The organism is Paenibacillus sp. J22FR5, assembly GCF_059691975.1.
Map to the genome: position 1 here is coordinate 1 of NZ_JCAUAN010000043.1, position 17,535 is coordinate 17,535.

The 17,535-nt window shown below is 44.8% G+C and carries 13 protein-coding genes; 2 read left to right on the forward strand and 11 right to left on the reverse strand.

The annotated features are described in order from the left end of the window. The 6 genes from AC58P7_RS30865 to AC58P7_RS30890 all read right to left on the reverse strand — a co-directional run. The coding region (locus AC58P7_RS30865; RefSeq protein ID WP_497349829.1) for a beta strand repeat-containing protein at positions 1-2,709 on the reverse strand (2,709 nt) is incomplete at its 3' end. A gap of 69 nt (positions 2,710-2,778) precedes the next feature. Further along, complete coding sequence (locus AC58P7_RS30870; RefSeq protein WP_497349831.1) at positions 2,779-5,154, reverse strand: preprotein translocase subunit SecA; 2,376 nt, start codon at positions 5,152-5,154, stop codon at positions 2,779-2,781. Between the two features lie 456 nt (positions 5,155-5,610). Then, on the reverse strand, positions 5,611-5,937 hold the full coding sequence (locus AC58P7_RS30875) for a hypothetical protein (RefSeq protein WP_497349833.1): 327 nt from the start codon (positions 5,935-5,937) through the stop codon (positions 5,611-5,613). Then, positions 5,909-6,130 carry a hypothetical protein gene (locus tag AC58P7_RS30880; protein WP_497349835.1) on the reverse strand — a complete coding sequence of 74 codons (222 nt, stop codon included), beginning with the start codon at positions 6,128-6,130 and terminating at the stop codon, positions 5,909-5,911. The genes AC58P7_RS30875 and AC58P7_RS30880 overlap by 29 nt, the downstream gene beginning before the upstream one ends. A 149-nt stretch (positions 6,131-6,279) precedes the next feature. Next, the gene (locus AC58P7_RS30885; RefSeq protein WP_497349837.1) at positions 6,280-8,175 is read right to left on the reverse strand and encodes a PrkA family serine protein kinase; all 1,896 of its coding nucleotides are present in this window, start codon (positions 8,173-8,175) and stop codon (positions 6,280-6,282) included. Between the two features lie 594 nt (positions 8,176-8,769). After that, positions 8,770-9,144, reverse strand: coding sequence for an iron-containing alcohol dehydrogenase (locus AC58P7_RS30890; RefSeq protein ID WP_497349839.1), 375 nt, complete (start codon positions 9,142-9,144; stop codon positions 8,770-8,772). Positions 9,145-9,252: 108 nt separating this feature from the next. Here AC58P7_RS30890 and AC58P7_RS30895 point away from each other — a divergent pair, with 108 nt between their 5' ends. After that, entirely contained in the window at positions 9,253-9,966 is a 714-nt protein-coding gene (locus AC58P7_RS30895) for a DUF2161 domain-containing phosphodiesterase (protein WP_497349840.1), read from the forward strand. A 20-nt stretch (positions 9,967-9,986) separates the two neighbouring features. Here the strand turns inward: AC58P7_RS30895 and AC58P7_RS30900 are convergent, their stop codons facing one another. The 5 genes from AC58P7_RS30900 to AC58P7_RS30920 form a co-directional block, all read right to left on the reverse strand. Beyond that, entirely contained in the window at positions 9,987-10,937 is a 951-nt protein-coding gene (locus tag AC58P7_RS30900; RefSeq protein WP_497349842.1) for an NAD(P)/FAD-dependent oxidoreductase, read from the reverse strand. Between the two features lie 74 nt (positions 10,938-11,011). Further along, positions 11,012-12,241, reverse strand: a complete 1,230-nt coding sequence (locus AC58P7_RS30905) for an MFS transporter (RefSeq protein ID WP_497349844.1) — start codon at positions 12,239-12,241, stop codon at positions 11,012-11,014. Positions 12,242-12,345: 104 nt separating this feature from the next. Continuing rightward, positions 12,346-13,668, reverse strand: coding sequence for an ABC transporter substrate-binding protein (locus tag AC58P7_RS30910; protein ID WP_497349846.1), 1,323 nt, complete (start codon positions 13,666-13,668; stop codon positions 12,346-12,348). A gap of 161 nt (positions 13,669-13,829) precedes the next feature. Continuing rightward, positions 13,830-14,666, reverse strand: a complete 837-nt coding sequence (locus tag AC58P7_RS30915) for a carbohydrate ABC transporter permease (protein WP_497349848.1) — start codon at positions 14,664-14,666, stop codon at positions 13,830-13,832. Continuing rightward, positions 14,666-15,535, reverse strand: a complete 870-nt coding sequence (locus AC58P7_RS30920; RefSeq protein ID WP_497349905.1) for a carbohydrate ABC transporter permease — start codon at positions 15,533-15,535, stop codon at positions 14,666-14,668. Before AC58P7_RS30920 ends, AC58P7_RS30915 begins: the two co-directional genes overlap by 1 nt. Positions 15,536-15,734: 199 nt before the next feature. Between AC58P7_RS30920 and AC58P7_RS30925 the strand changes: the two genes are divergently transcribed. Continuing rightward, positions 15,735-17,534 carry a cache domain-containing sensor histidine kinase gene (locus AC58P7_RS30925; RefSeq protein WP_497349850.1) on the forward strand — a complete coding sequence of 600 codons (1,800 nt, stop codon included), beginning with the start codon at positions 15,735-15,737 and terminating at the stop codon, positions 17,532-17,534. Position 17,535: the final 1 nt, after the last annotated feature.

Here is a 17,535-nt window from a genome sequence, read left to right on the forward strand (position 1 = left end):
TGTATCGAACGTCAATACGATCTGATCTGTCGATGCCGCACCTACACTCGCTACATTCGTTGCTGCCGCCGTTGTGAATACTGGCACCTTCGAACCGAAGCTGCCTCCGATAATTTGTTGAATTGACGAAGGCGCAGCCGTTTCACGCGAATAGTCCGACAAACTTTCTCCCGTTGTATCATACGTAACTGTATCGCCTGCCAAAACTGTTGCCCCTGCCCCCAACGTCACTCGCAACGTCGTCGCGTTTTGCCATATCGCGCTACCGTCCGTTGTACCCAAGCTATGACTGTTGTTCACTGACAAGTTTGCAAGATTCGCCGTATCCCCGTTCACTTTGTTCGTAGGCGCATTAAAGACGATATCGAAATATTGTCCAGCTTGACGATAGGTAGTGTTACTATAATTCGGGCTTGCCGTGTTCATCATTAACGTTGCTGTTCCAAACGATCCTGTATTAATTGTATGAGCAGACTCGCTAATAGCACTTGTTCCCGCAGCATCTTTTAAGTTCCCGCTCGGATCAATGGTAACCGTATCATTCGTAAACAAAACAGCATCAGAGTCCAAATTAACAACCAACGTCTGATTGTCAGTCCAAGAAACGCTAGGCGCCGTTCCTAATGAACGTCCAACAGGAACCTTTACTACCGTAGATACATTGCTGTTATTGATTGTCTGATTCGTAGGAATATCAAAGAGAATGGTTATTGTGTCGCCTGCGCCTGCACCGTTCTCAGCTGCACCTGACTCCGCCGCTGTAATACTGGAAATATATGGAACTTGTAAATTCACAAGAGTAACTGCTACATTACCTGAGCTTCCATTCGCTTTATTCGCATCAGCGTACGTTACGACCATATTGTTGCCGAATGCTGCAACATTCAATTCAGAAGGAGTCGCCGCCGAATTCGTAGCGGTCGTTACAGGCTTGAATTTCCCTTTGAATATGCCCGTAGTTGGTCCTGTTTCCGTCAAAGTTAAATTAAAACCTGCCACATCGTCCGCAGAGGATACACTGACAGTCGTGGATTCTTGAACAGCCGGATTTAAATCCAAATCTGTATCATTCAACGATACTTCGATAACTTCCTGACCGCTTACGTTCAATCTTTGATAAGATAGAACCCCCGTCATCCGATCCTTGCGCTGCATCGTGGCTGTCGTGGTTGCATTAGCGGCATTGTCCGCCTTAAAAGCATCCGTGTAAGTGACCGTCACCTGCTCCAGGTTGTTTGCCACACCGATGACGCCAGCACCAGTAGAGTTGCCGATTGTGAACGTGCCGGTAAATACGCCCGTATCTGCACTTTCAGTCAAAGCAACGGTAATGCCTGTAGCATCTGTTATTGCAGATTTGACATCAACGTTGAGTGTTTCACCGGATGTAGTGTTGATAAGATCAGCGTCATTCACGGTGATAGTTACAGTCTCACCTACAACGGCGTAAGTTTTGTCCAGTGAAACAGTGCCTGTAACATGGTCTTTCCGTGTAATTGTGTGGGTCAGGGAAGATACATTACCCGAAACGTCGCGCGTGTCCGTGTAGCTTACCGTAACGGTGCTTCCATTCAAAGCTTGTATCGAAGGGCTCGATGACGTCGCATCGTTCATAACAAAAGTACCTGTGTATATACCCGTGTCTGCACCAGTTTCCGTCAATTGCAAAGAAAAACCCGTCGCATCGTCGGCAGAGGTCACCTGGACAGTAGCATTCTCCGCTGAACCGGCATTTAAATTCAAATCGTTGTCCGTCAATGTTACGGTAATAGCTTCGTTAAAGGCCGCTTTTGCCGGCGAAGCTGTAAGTGTAGCTGTGGAATAATCCTTGCGGATCAATGTGCTTGTAACAGTGTCGGAAGTATTATCAGCTTCCTTATCGTCCGCGTACTCCACGAAAAAGCCGCTGTTATTAGCAGGGGAAATCTCCGTTCCTACTGTAAAAGTTCCAGCAAACACTCCTGTGTTTACACCGGTTTCCGTCAATAGTAAGGAGAAGCCGGCGACTTCAGCCGTTGTCGTCAAATTCACAACTTGCGTCTGAACAGTAGTGGCATCGGTATTCAAATCAAGGTCAGACAGCTCAACCCGTACTACCTGACCATTATGTACAAGTCCATTCGAAATCGTGGCATTGGAACTGTTGTCTTTAAAACTCAAAGCCCCGGTCGCATGATCTCTTCTGGTAATCGTTTTGACAATCGGATTAAGCGTGTGGGAGGTATTCCAGTTCGGATCCAGAATGGTTACAGGGTTATTGTTCTGCACCTTTATTTCATCAACGGCCGGACTACCCGTATTTTCACTTACCAGCTTCAAGGAACCTTGAAAAATGCCGGTATTGATGCCTGTTTCTGTGAGCGTGATGCTAAGTGTTCGATTATCGTCAGGAGAAGAGACACTAACCGAGGTCGTTTCGACAGCGCCAGAATTGGTGTTCAATGTGCCGTCGCCGCCATTCGCATTGACAGTAATCATGACGCTTTCTCCCGCAGCCGCATACGAAGAACTGACCGACATGGAGCCCGCATAAGTAGCAGCGTGAGCTGTTTGAGCTGGTAAAAACGGCAGAAGTGAGCCTGCGACCAAAATCCCGCCTGTTACAACGGCCATATTGTTTTTAGACGAAGTCTCCTTCTTTCTACGATTAAACTTGCTTGGCTGAGCCACTTCTTTTTCTTCTGGATTCTGCTTCTTATTATCTGACATATAGGCCTCCTATAATGTAATCAAAATTTGAATTTATATATGATACTTTGATAACAAAGCCATCTAATCTCAACAAGCTACTGTTTGACTGGCGCGCTGCAATTCGCGCCATGCGTTTCGCAATGCGTCCTTTCGGACAGCATGCATCATTTCTTCAAACATGGACGATATTTCCTTTTCGAACTGTATGTAAGGGTCCAGATTTCCGTAAGCCTGTAAACCAATTCCCTTCTTCACATCCTCTACGGCCTCTATGAATTCCATCCAGTGGTGATCCAAAGCAGTTATCAGCGCCCGCTTTTCCACCTGTTGACTTCCATCGCCGTAAAGCTCTGTCAGTTCTTCGAAAACGATACAAATTTGAGGCGCGAGACTTGCCTTTATGCTGGCTGCCGTCACCTCATCTTGGCATTCCAGCCTGAGCGGCCTCTGATCGGGAAATACGCTTCGAACAGCTGCCATGATCCCCGCAAAATTCAACGACTCCACTGAATTCGCGAAAAAGCCCTCAACAATGTTCAAAATCACATCTTGTATAGACTCTGTTAACTTGGCATGTACATCCTCTGTTTCCAGAAGCTCGTTCCTGATCGAATACATCGCCAATCTTTGAAGATTAAGCACACAATCGAAGGCAAGGAGTTGTTTTCTAACAAAAACATGTTGTGATTCCACTTGTTTTTGAGCGTCACTGATTCCTTTGATGTAACGCTTTCGAGGGATAGGCTCTGACAAATCGAAATTAGCGTTTTCCAATTCGTCCAACATTTGTTCTGGATAATAATGCCATAACATTTCATCTTCCAAAGAAGCATAAAACCTTGAATACCCCGGATCCCCTTGACGCCCACTGCGTCCGCGAAGCTGGTTGTCGATTCGAGAAGATTCATGACGGGAAGTACCTAACACATATAGTCCGCCTAGCTCTTCTACACCAGGCTCAAGCTTGATGTCTACCCCTCTTCCGGCCATGTTCGTAGCAATCGTGACTGCGCCATACGTGCCTGCCTTTTCAATGATTTTCGCTTCTTCGCTAATATGCTTTGCATTTAATAATCGATGTGGAATTCCTGCTTCGTTAAGCAGAGAGCTAACATATTCCGACCTTTTGATATCTTCGGTTCCAACAAGCACAGGCTGTCCGGTTTCATGGATACGTCTTATATCTTCTATGACTCTATTAAATTTCGCTTCTTCCGTGAAAAATAATAGATCTCGCAAATCTTTGCGAATGACAGGTCTATGGGTAGGGATTCTCACAACATCTATACCGTAAATATCACGAAGCTCGTCCTTAGACTCCATCGCAGTGCCCGTCATGCCGCATATTTGGGCGTACATAGCGAAAAAACTTTGCAAGGTTATCGTTGCAAGGGTTTTTGGCTGCCCTTGAACCAGAATCCGCTCTTTTGCTTCTATAGCTTGATGGAGTCCTTCCATAAACCTTCTTCCTAACATGGGCCGTCCTGTGTTCGGGTCGATAATAACTGCTTCCTCGGTTCCGTCATCATGGCGGATAATGACATAATCAACATCTCGTTTGAAAACATAGTTCGCTCGCAATGCCTGAACTATAAAATGATAGAGTTCCGAATGCTCCTGCTTTGTCAAATTATCAACAGAAAAAAGATCTTCACAATAATCCATTCCTTCTTCCGTTAACACGACATGTTTATGGGACTCCATGATCTGAAAATGGCTTTCACTAAGTTTTTTTATTTTCTCGTCAATAAAATATAAATACTGTTGTCCATTACCTGGAGGCGCCGAAATAATTAAAGGAGTGCGCGCTTCATCTATCAGGATACTGTCCACTTCGTCTATAATGATATCGTATAAACCACGCTGAACCTTTTCTCCTGCGCTCAGCACCAAATGATCCCTTAAATAGTCAAACCCAAGCTCCACATGTGTGGAATAAATAACATCTTTTAGGTACTGCTCCTTCCTTACAGCAGGAGACATTCCAGCAATGATGCAACCAACGGTAAGTCCAAGCATGCGAAAAATTTCTCCCATCTTGCGACTATCCCGCTCAGCCAAATATTCGTTTACTGTAGCAATATGTACGCCGTTCCCTTCCAAAGCTTGCAAAAAAGCAGGGAACACAGCGGTTACTGTCTTGCCTTCCCCCGTCTTCATTTCTGCAATATGCCCTCTGTAGAGCATGATTGCCCCGTAAAGCTGAACATCGTGCACAACAATTCCTAAGACTCTACGGCATGCCAGCTTAACCAAAGCATATGCCTCAGGTAGAAGAACTTCTCCAGGGGTTCCGCTTTGGATCTGTTCGGCTAGTTCTTTTGACCGATGCTGCAATTCATCATTTGCCAAACTTTCTTCCATCTCTAGATACAGATTATTGATTTCACTAATGATAGAGACAATATCTGCCGGCAACTGCATTTGATTTCGAGTTATACTTTTTAATAATCGAGTAAGCATTCTACTATCTGTCACCCCCTTCTAGTGAAGCTCGATTTACTTGAGCTACGACCTTTTAGTCAAAAACAGAATTATACAAATGCTCACTGTATTTCGACATTCCCGTCATAATACTGCAAATTAAACTGTAAACTTTCAATTTGTTAGATCTTTCGACCTAATTATAACTAATTTTGGTTAGTATGGCTATCAATAGTCTAGAAAAACTAATCCCAAAGACCCGAAATTCAAATTTTACATGCAAATTATGCATGGGTCATACTTCCTAGTTTTCTTCGATTCGACAAGATATAACGAATAACCTTTTTTATTCGACATTATCTCCCGCGATTCAAATAGTTATTTTTCTGTAAACTATATTTTACATCACATAACTGCTTCAATAAAAAAAGAAGCCCTATTGCATTTTTCTCAACAAAAGGAGGCTTCCTCTAGGAATTTTTCATCGTTTTTTCCCTATTTCTTCCTAAATTTGATCAAATCACAAAGCCCCACGAAAAAAACAACAATCGTCGTGAGCACGATCATTCGGAAATCCCAGGCATTCGGAAACTCATTCATTTTGGTATCCGTGGCCCGAAGGATCAGTACAAAAAATAACAACACCAAATCAAAAAACATGCAATAAGCCATACGTGCCGAAAGTTTATAGAGCGGAAGTTTGTCTATCATTTTGCCGAATCCAAATAAATCACTCCACTTTCCGGATTCAGACTTCGACTTCTGGGGGGGATCGCAATCATCCTTCTTCTTGTCAACGATCGGCTTTGGCTCGTTTGACATTCTCCTGGCCAACTCCTTGCAACGGTTCAGCAGCATCCTGCCACATCAGTACGGCTCCGATGAAGCTTACACCTACAATGAAAATCCCCCCCAAAGGTGATAGTAGCTTCACTTCCCATGTCAAGATAATAGCTAGAAAGCTTACTAACATTAAAATATAAGCACCTGTAATCTTCATTGAGTTCCTTGCCATGATCTCTTACACCTCCCTTTTATATGAAGCTAAAGTAGTATATGAGAGATTCATAGATGACGTGTTAGGCGGCAATCCTCATCTCCATCACGGCAAAAAGACCTAAGGGGTCGTCACCCACTCAGGTCTTTCGCTCTAAGCATTTTTACTTATCTGTTCAATAAGCTTCCTACGTATCGCAGCAATTCATTCGCGCAAACCGGGCAATAGCCATGCTCATCGATCAACTGTTTCGTCACGTCGTTAATTTTCTTCAGCTGCTTCTCATCCGGTGTTTTCGTGGATGTTGTAATCTTCACGATGTCCTTCAGATCAGCGAATAGCTTCTTCTCAATGGCTTCACGCAGACGCTCGTGAGAGCTGTAGTCGAACCTTCTGCCTTTGCGTGAGTAGGATGAGATGCGGATCAAGATCTCTTCGCGGAACGCTTTTTTCGCATTTTCCGATATACCAATTTGCTCTTCAATGGAACGCATGAGCCGCTCATCTGGATCCATTTCCTCACCGGTTAACGGATCTTTAATTTTCCCCCAGTTGCAGTAGGCTTCAATATTATCCAAGTAGTTATCGAAAATGGTTCTAGCCGACTCCTCAAAGGAGTAGACGAACGCTTTCTGCACTTCTTTCTTGGCAATATCGTCATATTCCTTACGGGCAACGGAGATGAAATTGAGGAAGCGCTCCCGCTCATCCTTAGTAATCGATGGATGCTGATCCAAGCCATCCTTCAATGCACGCAGCACATCCAAGGCATTAATACACTGGAGGTCCTGGCGGATTAAGGCACTAGAAATTCGGTTAATAACATAACGCGGATCAATACCGCTCATGCCTTCTTCTTGATATTCATTTTGCATTTCCTTCAAATCGGCTTCTTTGTAGCCTTCTACAACTTCACCGTCATACATGCGCATTTTCTTGATCAAATCCATGCCTTGCTTCTTCGTTTCCTTCAAACGTGTAAGAATGGAGAAGATCGCGGCCACACGAAGTGCATGCGGCGCAATATGGATGTGCGACATATCACTCTGTCCGATAAGCTTGTAGTAAATTTTTTCTTCATCGGACACGCGCAAATTGTAAGGGATCGGCATGACAATCATACGAGACTGCAAGGCCTCATTTTTCTTATTGGCGATAAAAGACTTATACTCCGTTTCATTCGTATGCGCGATAATTAACTCATCGGCACTGATAAGGGCGAAGCGGCCCGCCTTAAAATTCCCCTCTTGCGTAAGTGAGAGCAAATTCCAAAGGAATTTCTCATCGCATTTCAGCATTTCCTGGAACTCCATGATTCCCCTGTTCGCCTTATTCAGCTCGCCATCGAAACGATACGCGCGCGGATCCGACTCGGAACCGAACTCTGTAATCGTCGAGAAATCGATACTTCCTGTTAAATCGGCAATATCCTGAGATTTGGGATCTGACGGGCTGAAGGTACCAATCCCCACACGCCCTTCTTCGGAGACAAAAACACGCTCCACATGCACATCTTCAATACAACCGTTATACTCCGTTTTCAAACGCATTTGGCACGATGGACATAAGCTGCCTTCAATTTTCACATTAAGCTCGCGCTCGATCTCTAAACGCAACTCCATCGGAATTAAATGAAGTGGCTCCTCGTGCATTGGACACCCTTTGATGGCGTAGACTGCACCCAAATCGGTTTTGGCAAATTGCTCTAACCCTCGCTTCAACATCGTCACAATTGTGGATTTCCCACCGCTTACAGGACCCATTAGCAATAAAATACGTTTGCGAACATCCAATCGACGGGCAGCGGAATGGAAATATTCTTCCACCAGCTTCTCAACGGCACGATCTAGACCGAAAATCTCTTGGTTGAAAAATTTGTAGGATTTGTGGCCGACTTGGTCGTTGATGCCTTGCGAAGCAATCATATCATAGACCCTCGAATGTGCAGTTCTCGCGAGTCCAGGATTACTGCGAAGCAATTCTATGTACTCCGCGAACGTACCGGTCCAGCTCAATGAATCCTTCTCCGTACGATGCTCTGAAATTCTTTTGAATATGTCCATGGGTACCTCCTTTCACTGCTGCCTTTTTGGCAATAGGTCAGCTCGTGATGGTGAATTGTGTACTACAATCCTATGCACCCAAGAAGGATAACTTGCCCGAAATTTTAAAGAGAATATCGATTTGTTCCTTTCTCCAAAAATGTCCGTACCTCATTGGAAAACGACCGCCCCCTTGAAAACTAGATGAAAACAAGAGGAGAAAGGGGTTGACGCAAAGTGAAAACCAACCAATTCCACATCTGGATTGTGTTGTAGGTAGGGCATGCAGTGGAGGCTTATTCCGAAGACCTTCACAATTTACTCGAGGAGAATAACTGGATTTCCTACAGTTAATTTATTCCAAATCGCCTGCCATGAGCACGGTCGCGACGCCGACCTTCGCGCCGTGCAGCAGCGCACGGCGGCGCTGCTGCAGGAGCACCATCTCCCAATAATGGGAGATGGTGCTCCGCCCCGGAGGCCGGCCGTGAATGGCCGACCAAGAGCATCGAAAGGCCAGATAGGATCAGCCTTCCATCAATCGACGCATGCCCAGCTCGGTGCACTGAGCAATCTCTTCAAGATGAGCGGCGCACAGCTCCACCGCCTCAAGTGTCAAGCGAGCACTCCGCTCGCAGAAGTACTCATCCAGCAGCACGCGTCCGAGCGACCAGTCAGCAAGTGAGATGTGTTTCCCGAGCATGTCGCCAACGCCAGCTGCAATATCGCTTGCTGTGACGATGTCAGTATGCTCAAGTCGGCGAAAATCGCCTCAGGCGCTGAGCAAGGGATCGTCTGCTTGAAGCCGCGAACGATCAGCAGTGCGCCCACGGATGCGAAGCCGTCGACAGATGGCGCGGTAGGCACCGACAAGAACGGTCGATTCGTACGATGGATGGCTGACGAAACGGAAAATGTCGTGAATCGTGCCCGTACCCACGGCGCACATGCGAAACTTTTACCCTTCCAATCATTCAGCAATTCACTCAAATCTCTCATCTCCTAACCTGTACATCTCCCCCCAAATCTAGTTCAACCTATGCTATAATGAAAGCCATTCTAACAGACTTTTTGCACGAAAAGAGGAGAACAAACCTCATGCCGATCCAAACCGAAACCGAATTGTATGCCCCGATTAAACACTTCTTTGAGCAGCGTGGCTATACCGTTCGCGGGGAAGTCAAGCACTGTGACTTAGTGGCAATTCGTGGCGATGAGCCACCGGTTATTGTTGAATTGAAGAAGAGCTTTAATATCCCGCTTCTCGTCCAAGGAATTGAACGACTGAAGCTTACGCAAGACGTATATGTCGCTTTTGAGCTTCCTAACAAAGGAAAAGCCCCCCATCGCTTGCAATGGGAGGAGATTCGTCGACTTTGCCGAATGCTGGGACTTGGCGTCTTGACTGTCCAATTCTACAAACGCAAACAGCCCACAGTCGATCTCGTCTGTGAGCCTACACCTTATACCCTACGCCCCAACAAAAGGGCTTCTGGGAAGCTTATGACCGAATTTCATGAACGCAGCGGCGACTATAATGTAGGAGGAAGTTCTGGGCAGAAGCTGATGACAGCCTATCGCGAGAAATCACTTCATTGCGCCTATCTGATGCAGCAGCACGGTCCATTAAGTCCACGCAAGCTGCGTGAATTTACTAGCAACATGAATGTGAGCTCGCTTCTGCAGCAAAACTACTATCGTTGGTTTGTCAGACAAAGCCGCGGTATCTATCATCTTACCTCTAGCGGCGAGAAAGCTTTACAAGAGTATGCTCACGTAGTAGCAGCTTTCCCAACCGTGTCTATCCCCTAATCTTTTCTTATGTCTGCTCTTTACGAACGAATAACAACCCGATGCACATTCGCTTCCTCATTCATGCGCAGCAGCGCCTTGTTCATCCAAATTGCCGCCTGTGAGCCTTCCCCCATGGCGATTGTCACCTGCTCCGCATGAACGCCAACATCGCCAGCTGCCCAGACGAACGGGACGCTCGTCATCTTACTGCGGGGATCGGTCATAATATGCCGATTCTCCATGCGTTCAGCGCCAAGCTGACGCGCCAGATCCGACTTCACTTCATTCCCTCCGAAAGCAATGAAACCACGCTCTGCTTGAAGGCGCCCGCCGTCTCGAAGCGCGACTCCCTTGAAACGTCCAGGTGAATCGACCTCAATCTCTTCAATATCTTCCGCAACATAAGTAATGCCCTTGTTCTTCATTTCCATCAGGTACTCATTTTTCACTGCCCGATTTTGGTGATTTATATAGGTCATCTTTTCTGTTCGATCGCGGAGCTTAATGGCCATAGCTGCTCCGGCATCACCGGAGCCCATCACTAGCGTATTCCTATCCCTAATCTCGTATCCGTCGCAATCGGGACAAACATATACGGTTAGTCCCAAGCATTCTTTCAGGTTTGACAGTTCAGGCATGCGATCCATTAAGCCCGTTGCTAACAGAAGCGTCCTAGCTTCATAGCCTTGACCACTTTTTCCCCATAGCTCGAAGCCTTCACCGATTTTTGCTTTAGCGATAGCCTGTACAACTTCATCTTGGACAAAAGTAACCCCGAGCTTTTCCGCTTGCAATCTGCCTAATCGACGCAGTTCCTCGCCCGATACCCCATCTGGCCAACCTAGAATATTATGATAGCTTCTGCATAAGGTAGAACGGCCGTAACCCGCATCAATCACAAGTACGCTATGTTCGTATCTTCCTAATTGAATAGCCGCTTGAAGTCCTGCAATGCCTCCCCCAACGATAATACTGTCTAATTTCTCCATTAGAACAATTCCCCTCTTCTTCAATTCTCTACCTTCTAGGATAACCGAATTGAGGGGCTCTCATCCTTGTAGGCCTATCGATTCTTGATTGACCAGACTAAACCAAATTGCGTCAAGGAAGCCAGCAGCAGGATCCATGGAATCCAGCCGCCATCCAAGTCGCTGCCGAAGGAAATGAGTACCAGAATGGAAATAACCCGACCGACATTTAAGAAAAATTCTCGCACAACCACACTTTCTACTTTCAATTCCCCTTTAAGAGGAAGCCTGGCGATCAAACTATAATAGTAGCCTGTCATCGTATTCCCTTGAAGCGGTGCGAAGATCGAATACAGAACCATAAAGCCGACCACGGACCATACATTTAAACTTCCTAAAATGCAGGAGATTCCAACGAGATAACCTACTGTCGATATCGTCAAATAAACCCTCGCCCTGCCCGCGTTCGCATACTTCGAGATAAAGATACCCATCACAATACTTAAGCTCGAATAGAGAACACCGAGATACCCTACCAAATCTTCACGCGGCAAAACCTTGAATAAAAGAATGTTCGGTAGAAACAACATGGTACCTTGGAGCAAGCCCATGCCGAAGAAGCCAAGCAGCGCTTTCGACCACTCTTGCTTTTTCTTCATGATAAGTCCCGTATATTTTAAATAGTACACACGATGATGACCGCCTGAAGCCTTGATTTTCAAGGAGATCAGTGCTGCCAGTAAGAACATAAAGAAAGCAATAGCGAAGACGATCGTGTATCCGCTTAACCCCTCTTTTAATCGAATAATGAAGCCAGCAAGTGCCGGTCCTGCAAGTGTAGCCGCTGTGAAAAACATCATATTATAGGCGAGATAGCGTATCCGATTCTGCTCGGTCGATACGTCATACATCAGGGTTAAATAACCGACCCAGTAGAAGCTGCCCGCTAATCCATTAAATATCGCAAAAAGGACGTAATAATCGACAAGCCGCTCCCCAGCAATACTCACACTTAAATAGAAGAGACCAATCAGTACAATACCCAGTCGGTACGATACCATACGATCCTTCTTCTTAATCATGTAACCGCCAATGGCGAATCCAATTGGTGTTAAGATATAGACGATCATGCTGTAGGTCCCATTCACGACGACACTATGCGTTAACCGCCATAAGTATAAATTGAGAAACAACCCTGACATGGAAGCTCCGAATTGAAAAATGGAATGAATAAGTAATGAAATGACAGCCTCATGAGACAGCTTTTTCTCTAATGGAAGCGCATTCCCTCTGTGCTGCAGCCAAGCTCTGATTTTAAGATTCATGGTAGACCTCCAGTCCTCTTCATTGTAACAGCCATTTCTTCATCTGTTAAACAGCAAAAAGCCTCAGCATTGGCGCTGAGGCTTGACGTACAGGGAAATTAAGGCTACTTCTTAAGGCTATCCCATGTTTTCTGGAATTCATCCAACATTTGATCTTTCGTGTACTTCTTAGCTACGTAACCTTGCATGATATCACCGAATTTTTTACTGGAAGCTTCTCCACCTGGGAATTTAAACCAGTTCCAGCTCAATGTTTTGCCTGCTTTGCTATACGCAATGATGTCAGCTGCTAATGGTCCAAGTACTTTCTCGTCAGCAGGGATTGTTTTGAACGCTGGGATAAACTTGAACTCTTCTGTGATGTATTTCTTACCGACATCGGAGCTAACCATCCAATTTAAGAATTTCTTAGCTTCGTCTTTAACTGCAGAGTTTTTGTTGACAACCCAGTTATTCGGTACACCTACGAACAATTTGTCGTTCGCAGCAGCATCATCACTGATCGGCATTGGCAAGAAGCCAATTTTGATGTCTGGGTTTGTTTTTGTAATTTGAACTTGTGTCCAGTTACCTTGTTGCGTCATAGCTGCTTTACCTGTTGCAAAATCCGTTACTTGTGTGTTGTAGTCTGTTTGCAATGGGTTTTTGTTGCCATATTGCAGTTGCAAGTCAAACAATTTCACCCATTGGTTGAACACTTCGTTACCAGAAATCTTCGCAGTGCCTTTGTTCAAGCCATCGATGAACGCATTCGGATCCTTCTGATAAGCAAATGGAAGGTTTACGAAATGGTTTCCAAGTACCCACCACTCTGCATAGCCTGTTTCAAAAGGTGTGATGCCTGCATCTTTTAGCTTTTTAGCCGCTGCTTCTAATTGGGAGAACGTTTTTGGCAATTCAGTAATACCCGCTTTTGCAAAAAGGTCTTTGTTGTATTGGAAGCCGTAGCCTTCCAAGTTTAACGGTTGACCATACAATTTACCATTTTTGGTCATTGGCTCTTTCGCTACATCAACAAGGTCTTTCACCCATGATTGATCGGAAAGATCTTCAAGGTTATCGATCCATTTATCTAGATCCGTGAAACCACCATTGTTGAAAATGTCCGGTTTGTCACCAGCATTAAATTTCGCAAGAAGGGCTGCGCCGTAATCTGCTCCACCGCCAACGGTGTCGACTTGAATTTTAACATTCGGGTTCAGCTTCTGATATTCTTGCACCATTTTCCCAAGCTGGTCTGCTATCTCTACTTTAAATTGGAAAATTTTAATCGTAACAGGTTTACCGCTCGCTGCAGGTGTTGTTGTTGCTGTAGAAGCACCTGTGGTTGGTGCTGGGCTTGCTGTCTCGGTTTTTTTTCCGCAACCAGCTGCTAGTACGGATAAGGATAGTACAGCCGCCATTGAGACCATTGTTAATTTTTTCATTGAGGTAATGCCTCCCTTTTTAAATGTTACTTCACTTCATCTGACAAAGCTTGTTAGTTCATCGCTTGCTTACATGATTCATTGTAAACACTTACATGCTCAGTTAACACCGAGTATATTGAACATAAAGGTGGAATATCTTGCACATATTTGCAAATATGTCATCCTTTAACTGAACCCGCTGTAATGCCTTCTACGATATGCTTCTGCAAGAATAAGAAGAAGATAACGATAGGCAATACACTTAGCGTTAACCCAGCTAATGCTAAATCCCACTGTTTCGTATATTGACCGAAGAAGGAGAATGTAGCCAGTGGAATGGTCCGCAGCTCTGGATTACCTAATACAAGAGATGGCAGCAAATAATCATTCCAAATCCACAAACTATTCAAGATGATAATCGTAATCGACATCGGCTTCAGCAATGGAAATACGATTTTCCAAAACACACCATACGGTGAGCTGCCATCTACTTTGGCTGACTCTTCAATTTCCAACGGGATGGACTTGATGAAGCCATGGTATAAGAAAACATTCAAGGAAACGCCAAACCCGTAATAGCATGCTACCAATCCGAGCTTACTATCCATCAGACCTACTTGACTTGCAACGCGAACGAGCGGAATCATGATCGATTGGAACGGAATGACCATCGCTGCAACGAACGCCAAGAAGACGAGATTATTGAACTTACTGGCCTTTCTGACCATACGATAGGCGGCCATTGAGGAAATAAGCACGAGCCCTACATTACTTAATACGGTAATGAATAAGGAGTTGAAGAACGCCTTCGGAAACTTCATGATTGACCAAACTTTGGTGTAGTTATCGAAATACAACGAGCTTGGAAGTTTAGCTGTATTGGCTGCCAGCTCAGGAAATGTCTTTAAGGAATTCACGATAACGAAGTAAAACGGAACTAAGAATAGCAAAGCAATCAAAATGCCGAGCACTTCTAAGCCAAATAATCGGCCTGTGTATTTTTTGACGGAATCCATTAAACCTCAACCTCCTTACGCTTGGTGTACATCACTTGGATGGTTGAAATGATCGCAACTACGACGAAGAATACGAGAGCTTTAGCCGTACCTAAGCCATAGCGATTATTACGGAAAGCTTCTTGATAAATATTGATCGAAACCGATTCAGTGGAATTGAACGGTCCACCTTTGGTTAAGGAGAAGTTCAAATCAAAGATTTTGAATGACCACGAAATCGTCAAGAACAAGCAGACGGTCACCGCTGGCATAATGAGCGGAACGATGATGCTGCGCAGCACTTGTAAGCGTGAGGCGCCATCTATGTACGCTGCTTCCAGCATATCCTTCGGTACATTCGACAAGGCCGCAATGTAGATGATCATGAGATAGCCAGCGCCTTGCCATACACTTACAATGACAATCGCCCAGAAAGCGGTTGATGAAGTCCCTAACCATGGAAGATTGAAAAATCCGATACCGGTTAGATCGCCTACGGTTGCAAACCCTTTTACAAAAATAAACTGCCATATAAAGCCGAGCAATAAGCCCCCAATCACGTTAGGCATAAAGAAGATCGTGCGCAGCACATTTCTTGCCTTCAATGCTTGTGTAAGCAGTAGGGCTAATAAAAAGCCTACAAGGTTCGTAAGAATCACATTGGTTACCGTCAAACGTGATGTGAAGCTAAACGCATTGCGATAATCCTTATCATGGAATAAAATTTGCTTGAAATTGTCTAATCCATTTAAGGTTACATTTGTCGTTACGCCATTCCATTCTGTAAATGAATAATAAATACTCATCAGAAATGGAACGAGGACCACAACACTAAAGAATAGCAATGCAGGTCCAATAAATACCCATTGCTGCAGCCATCCCGATAACATATTTTTCGTTTTCACTGGGAAATCCCCCTTACCATTTTACTTCTATTCCTCAAGTATAGAGATCTCCATGCCCCTGAAACACTGACGATAGTGATGCATTAGGTGGAATTTGTTGACCTCTCCTGCTACAATGTAGGGGAAAATCCCATTATAGAAACCGAGCTGATGAAGCCTGATTAGACACAGTATTCGCAATAAATTGATCTTATTTCTGCTCATTGCCACTCTCGTGCCCTTCCTCACTTCCCTTGTTGTGTCCTATTTCTTCACCAAACAGAAGGTGACAGAAGATACGTTGACCAACAATTCCGCCTTACTTTCACAAGGTAAAACGAATCTCGTGAATTATCTCGATGGCGTGGTCCAAGCCTCATCCACGATTTACACCGGGATTCATCTTGCCGAGCTCGGCCAGTTTTATGATATTATCCAGTCCCAACGTGATATCGATTATATGAGTGATAAAGTAATCAAAAGCGGGCTACAGGTCATGTCCCATTCCGTCAAGGAAATTAAACAAATTTACCTTTACGCCTCGGTTAGTGATCGTTCTTATCTCGCAAGCAATGACTCTCAAGTGAGTTCTATCGGTAAATATCAAGGATTGCGAAATTTTCCTTCGAAACAGCTTGTCTATTTCGAAACAACACACCAAAGCCATTCATACGATTTAACGCTCACCGTGTATTCTGCGCCAATGCCTGTTATCTCTATGCACCGTAAAATCATGTATTCGCCTAATAATACGTCGATCGGTGAGCTTATTATTGATTTGAACTTGGATCTTGTTTCTGACATTTCCCGAAATTTATTTACCAGTGAGCAAGAAGAGCTCTACATATTGGATGAAACCGGACATATTGTTTATGGGCCTGATCCATCCAAATGGGGTCTTTTATTAGAAGGCAGCTGGGGAGATGAAGCGATTCACAGCAATCTTAACAAAGGAAGCTACGAATGGAATAAAGGCGCTTTTGCGGGGATTAATATGTATGAGAAAATGCGCACAGATTATCTGAATTGGACGATTGTAAAACGCCTTCCGTATGAACAATTGACCAGAAATGCTAGGCAGTTGACCTTCATTAACGCCCTCATCCTTTCCTTCTTTATGCTGATTGTGATGGCCGGCACAGTGTATATTAGCATTCGTTTTACAGCTCCTATCAAGCAATTGATTCGTTACATTACACGGATTCAAACAGGGCAAGTTGGGCTTGGTGATCATCATAGTGACATTGAATTGACCCGAGCCGATGAGATGGGGATTCTAGCGAACCGCTTCCACGGGCTCATGCAGGACTTGAATCAAATGGTGATGCGCGAATATCGGCTAGAACTGGCGAATAAATCGAATCAGCTGATGGCGCTGCAAGCGCAAATCAATCCACATTTTCTGAATAATGCCCTGCAATCCATCGGAACACTAGCCTTGCAGCACGAAGCACCTAAGATCTATACACTGATTAATTCTCTTGCCAAAATGATGCATTACAGCATGAATACGAACGAATCCATAGTTCCTCTGCGGAAAGAAATCGACCATATTAAGGCTTATTTGGAGCTGCAGAAGCAGCGTTTTGAACATCAATTTGATATTGTCTACGACATTGAAGAGGGAACCCAGATCTTTTCTGTGCCCAAAATGATTCTTCAACCACTTGTCGAAAATTATTTCAAGCATGGCTTTAAACCAAGTCAATCAGAAGCTGTGGGCATCTTGCGCATTGAATCTATGAAGCTGGTCACGCCCGAGGGGGACTTCTTGAAGCTCACCGTGGCGGATAATGGTATCGGAATGACCGAGCAGCGGATCAGCGAAGTACGTATTCGATTAAAAGCCTCTTCCGTCGCAGACGATTCCTATATCGGGCTTCGCAACGTGCTAACTCGCGTTCAGCTTTATTTTAATGATGATGCAGCGTTGGATATTGAGCATGTGCATCCCCAAGGTGTGCGGATTGTCATCCTTATTCCGATGAAAAAGGGAGTTACCTGAG

Coding starts and splice junctions, on each gene's coding strand:
- AC58P7_RS30885 (WP_497349837.1), bottom strand. CDS start 8,175: ATGGACATATTCAAAAGAATTTCAGAGCATCGTACGGAGAAGGATTCA.
- AC58P7_RS30910 (WP_497349846.1), bottom strand. CDS start 13,668: ATGAAAAAATTAACAATGGTCTCAATGGCGGCTGTACTATCCTTATCC.
- AC58P7_RS30875 (WP_497349833.1), bottom strand. CDS start 5,937: ATGTCAAACGAGCCAAAGCCGATCGTTGACAAGAAGAAGGATGATTGC.
- AC58P7_RS30870 (WP_497349831.1), bottom strand. CDS start 5,154: ATGCTTACTCGATTATTAAAAAGTATAACTCGAAATCAAATGCAGTTG.
- AC58P7_RS30915 (WP_497349848.1), bottom strand. CDS start 14,666: ATGGATTCCGTCAAAAAATACACAGGCCGATTATTTGGCTTAGAAGTG.
- AC58P7_RS30880 (WP_497349835.1), bottom strand. CDS start 6,130: ATGGCAAGGAACTCAATGAAGATTACAGGTGCTTATATTTTAATGTTA.
- AC58P7_RS30900 (WP_497349842.1), bottom strand. CDS start 10,937: ATGGAGAAATTAGACAGTATTATCGTTGGGGGAGGCATTGCAGGACTT.
- AC58P7_RS30895 (WP_497349840.1), top strand. CDS start 9,253: ATGCCGATCCAAACCGAAACCGAATTGTATGCCCCGATTAAACACTTC.
- AC58P7_RS30905 (WP_497349844.1), bottom strand. CDS start 12,241: ATGAATCTTAAAATCAGAGCTTGGCTGCAGCACAGAGGGAATGCGCTT.
- AC58P7_RS30920 (WP_497349905.1), bottom strand. CDS start 15,535: ATGTTATCGGGATGGCTGCAGCAATGGGTATTTATTGGACCTGCATTG.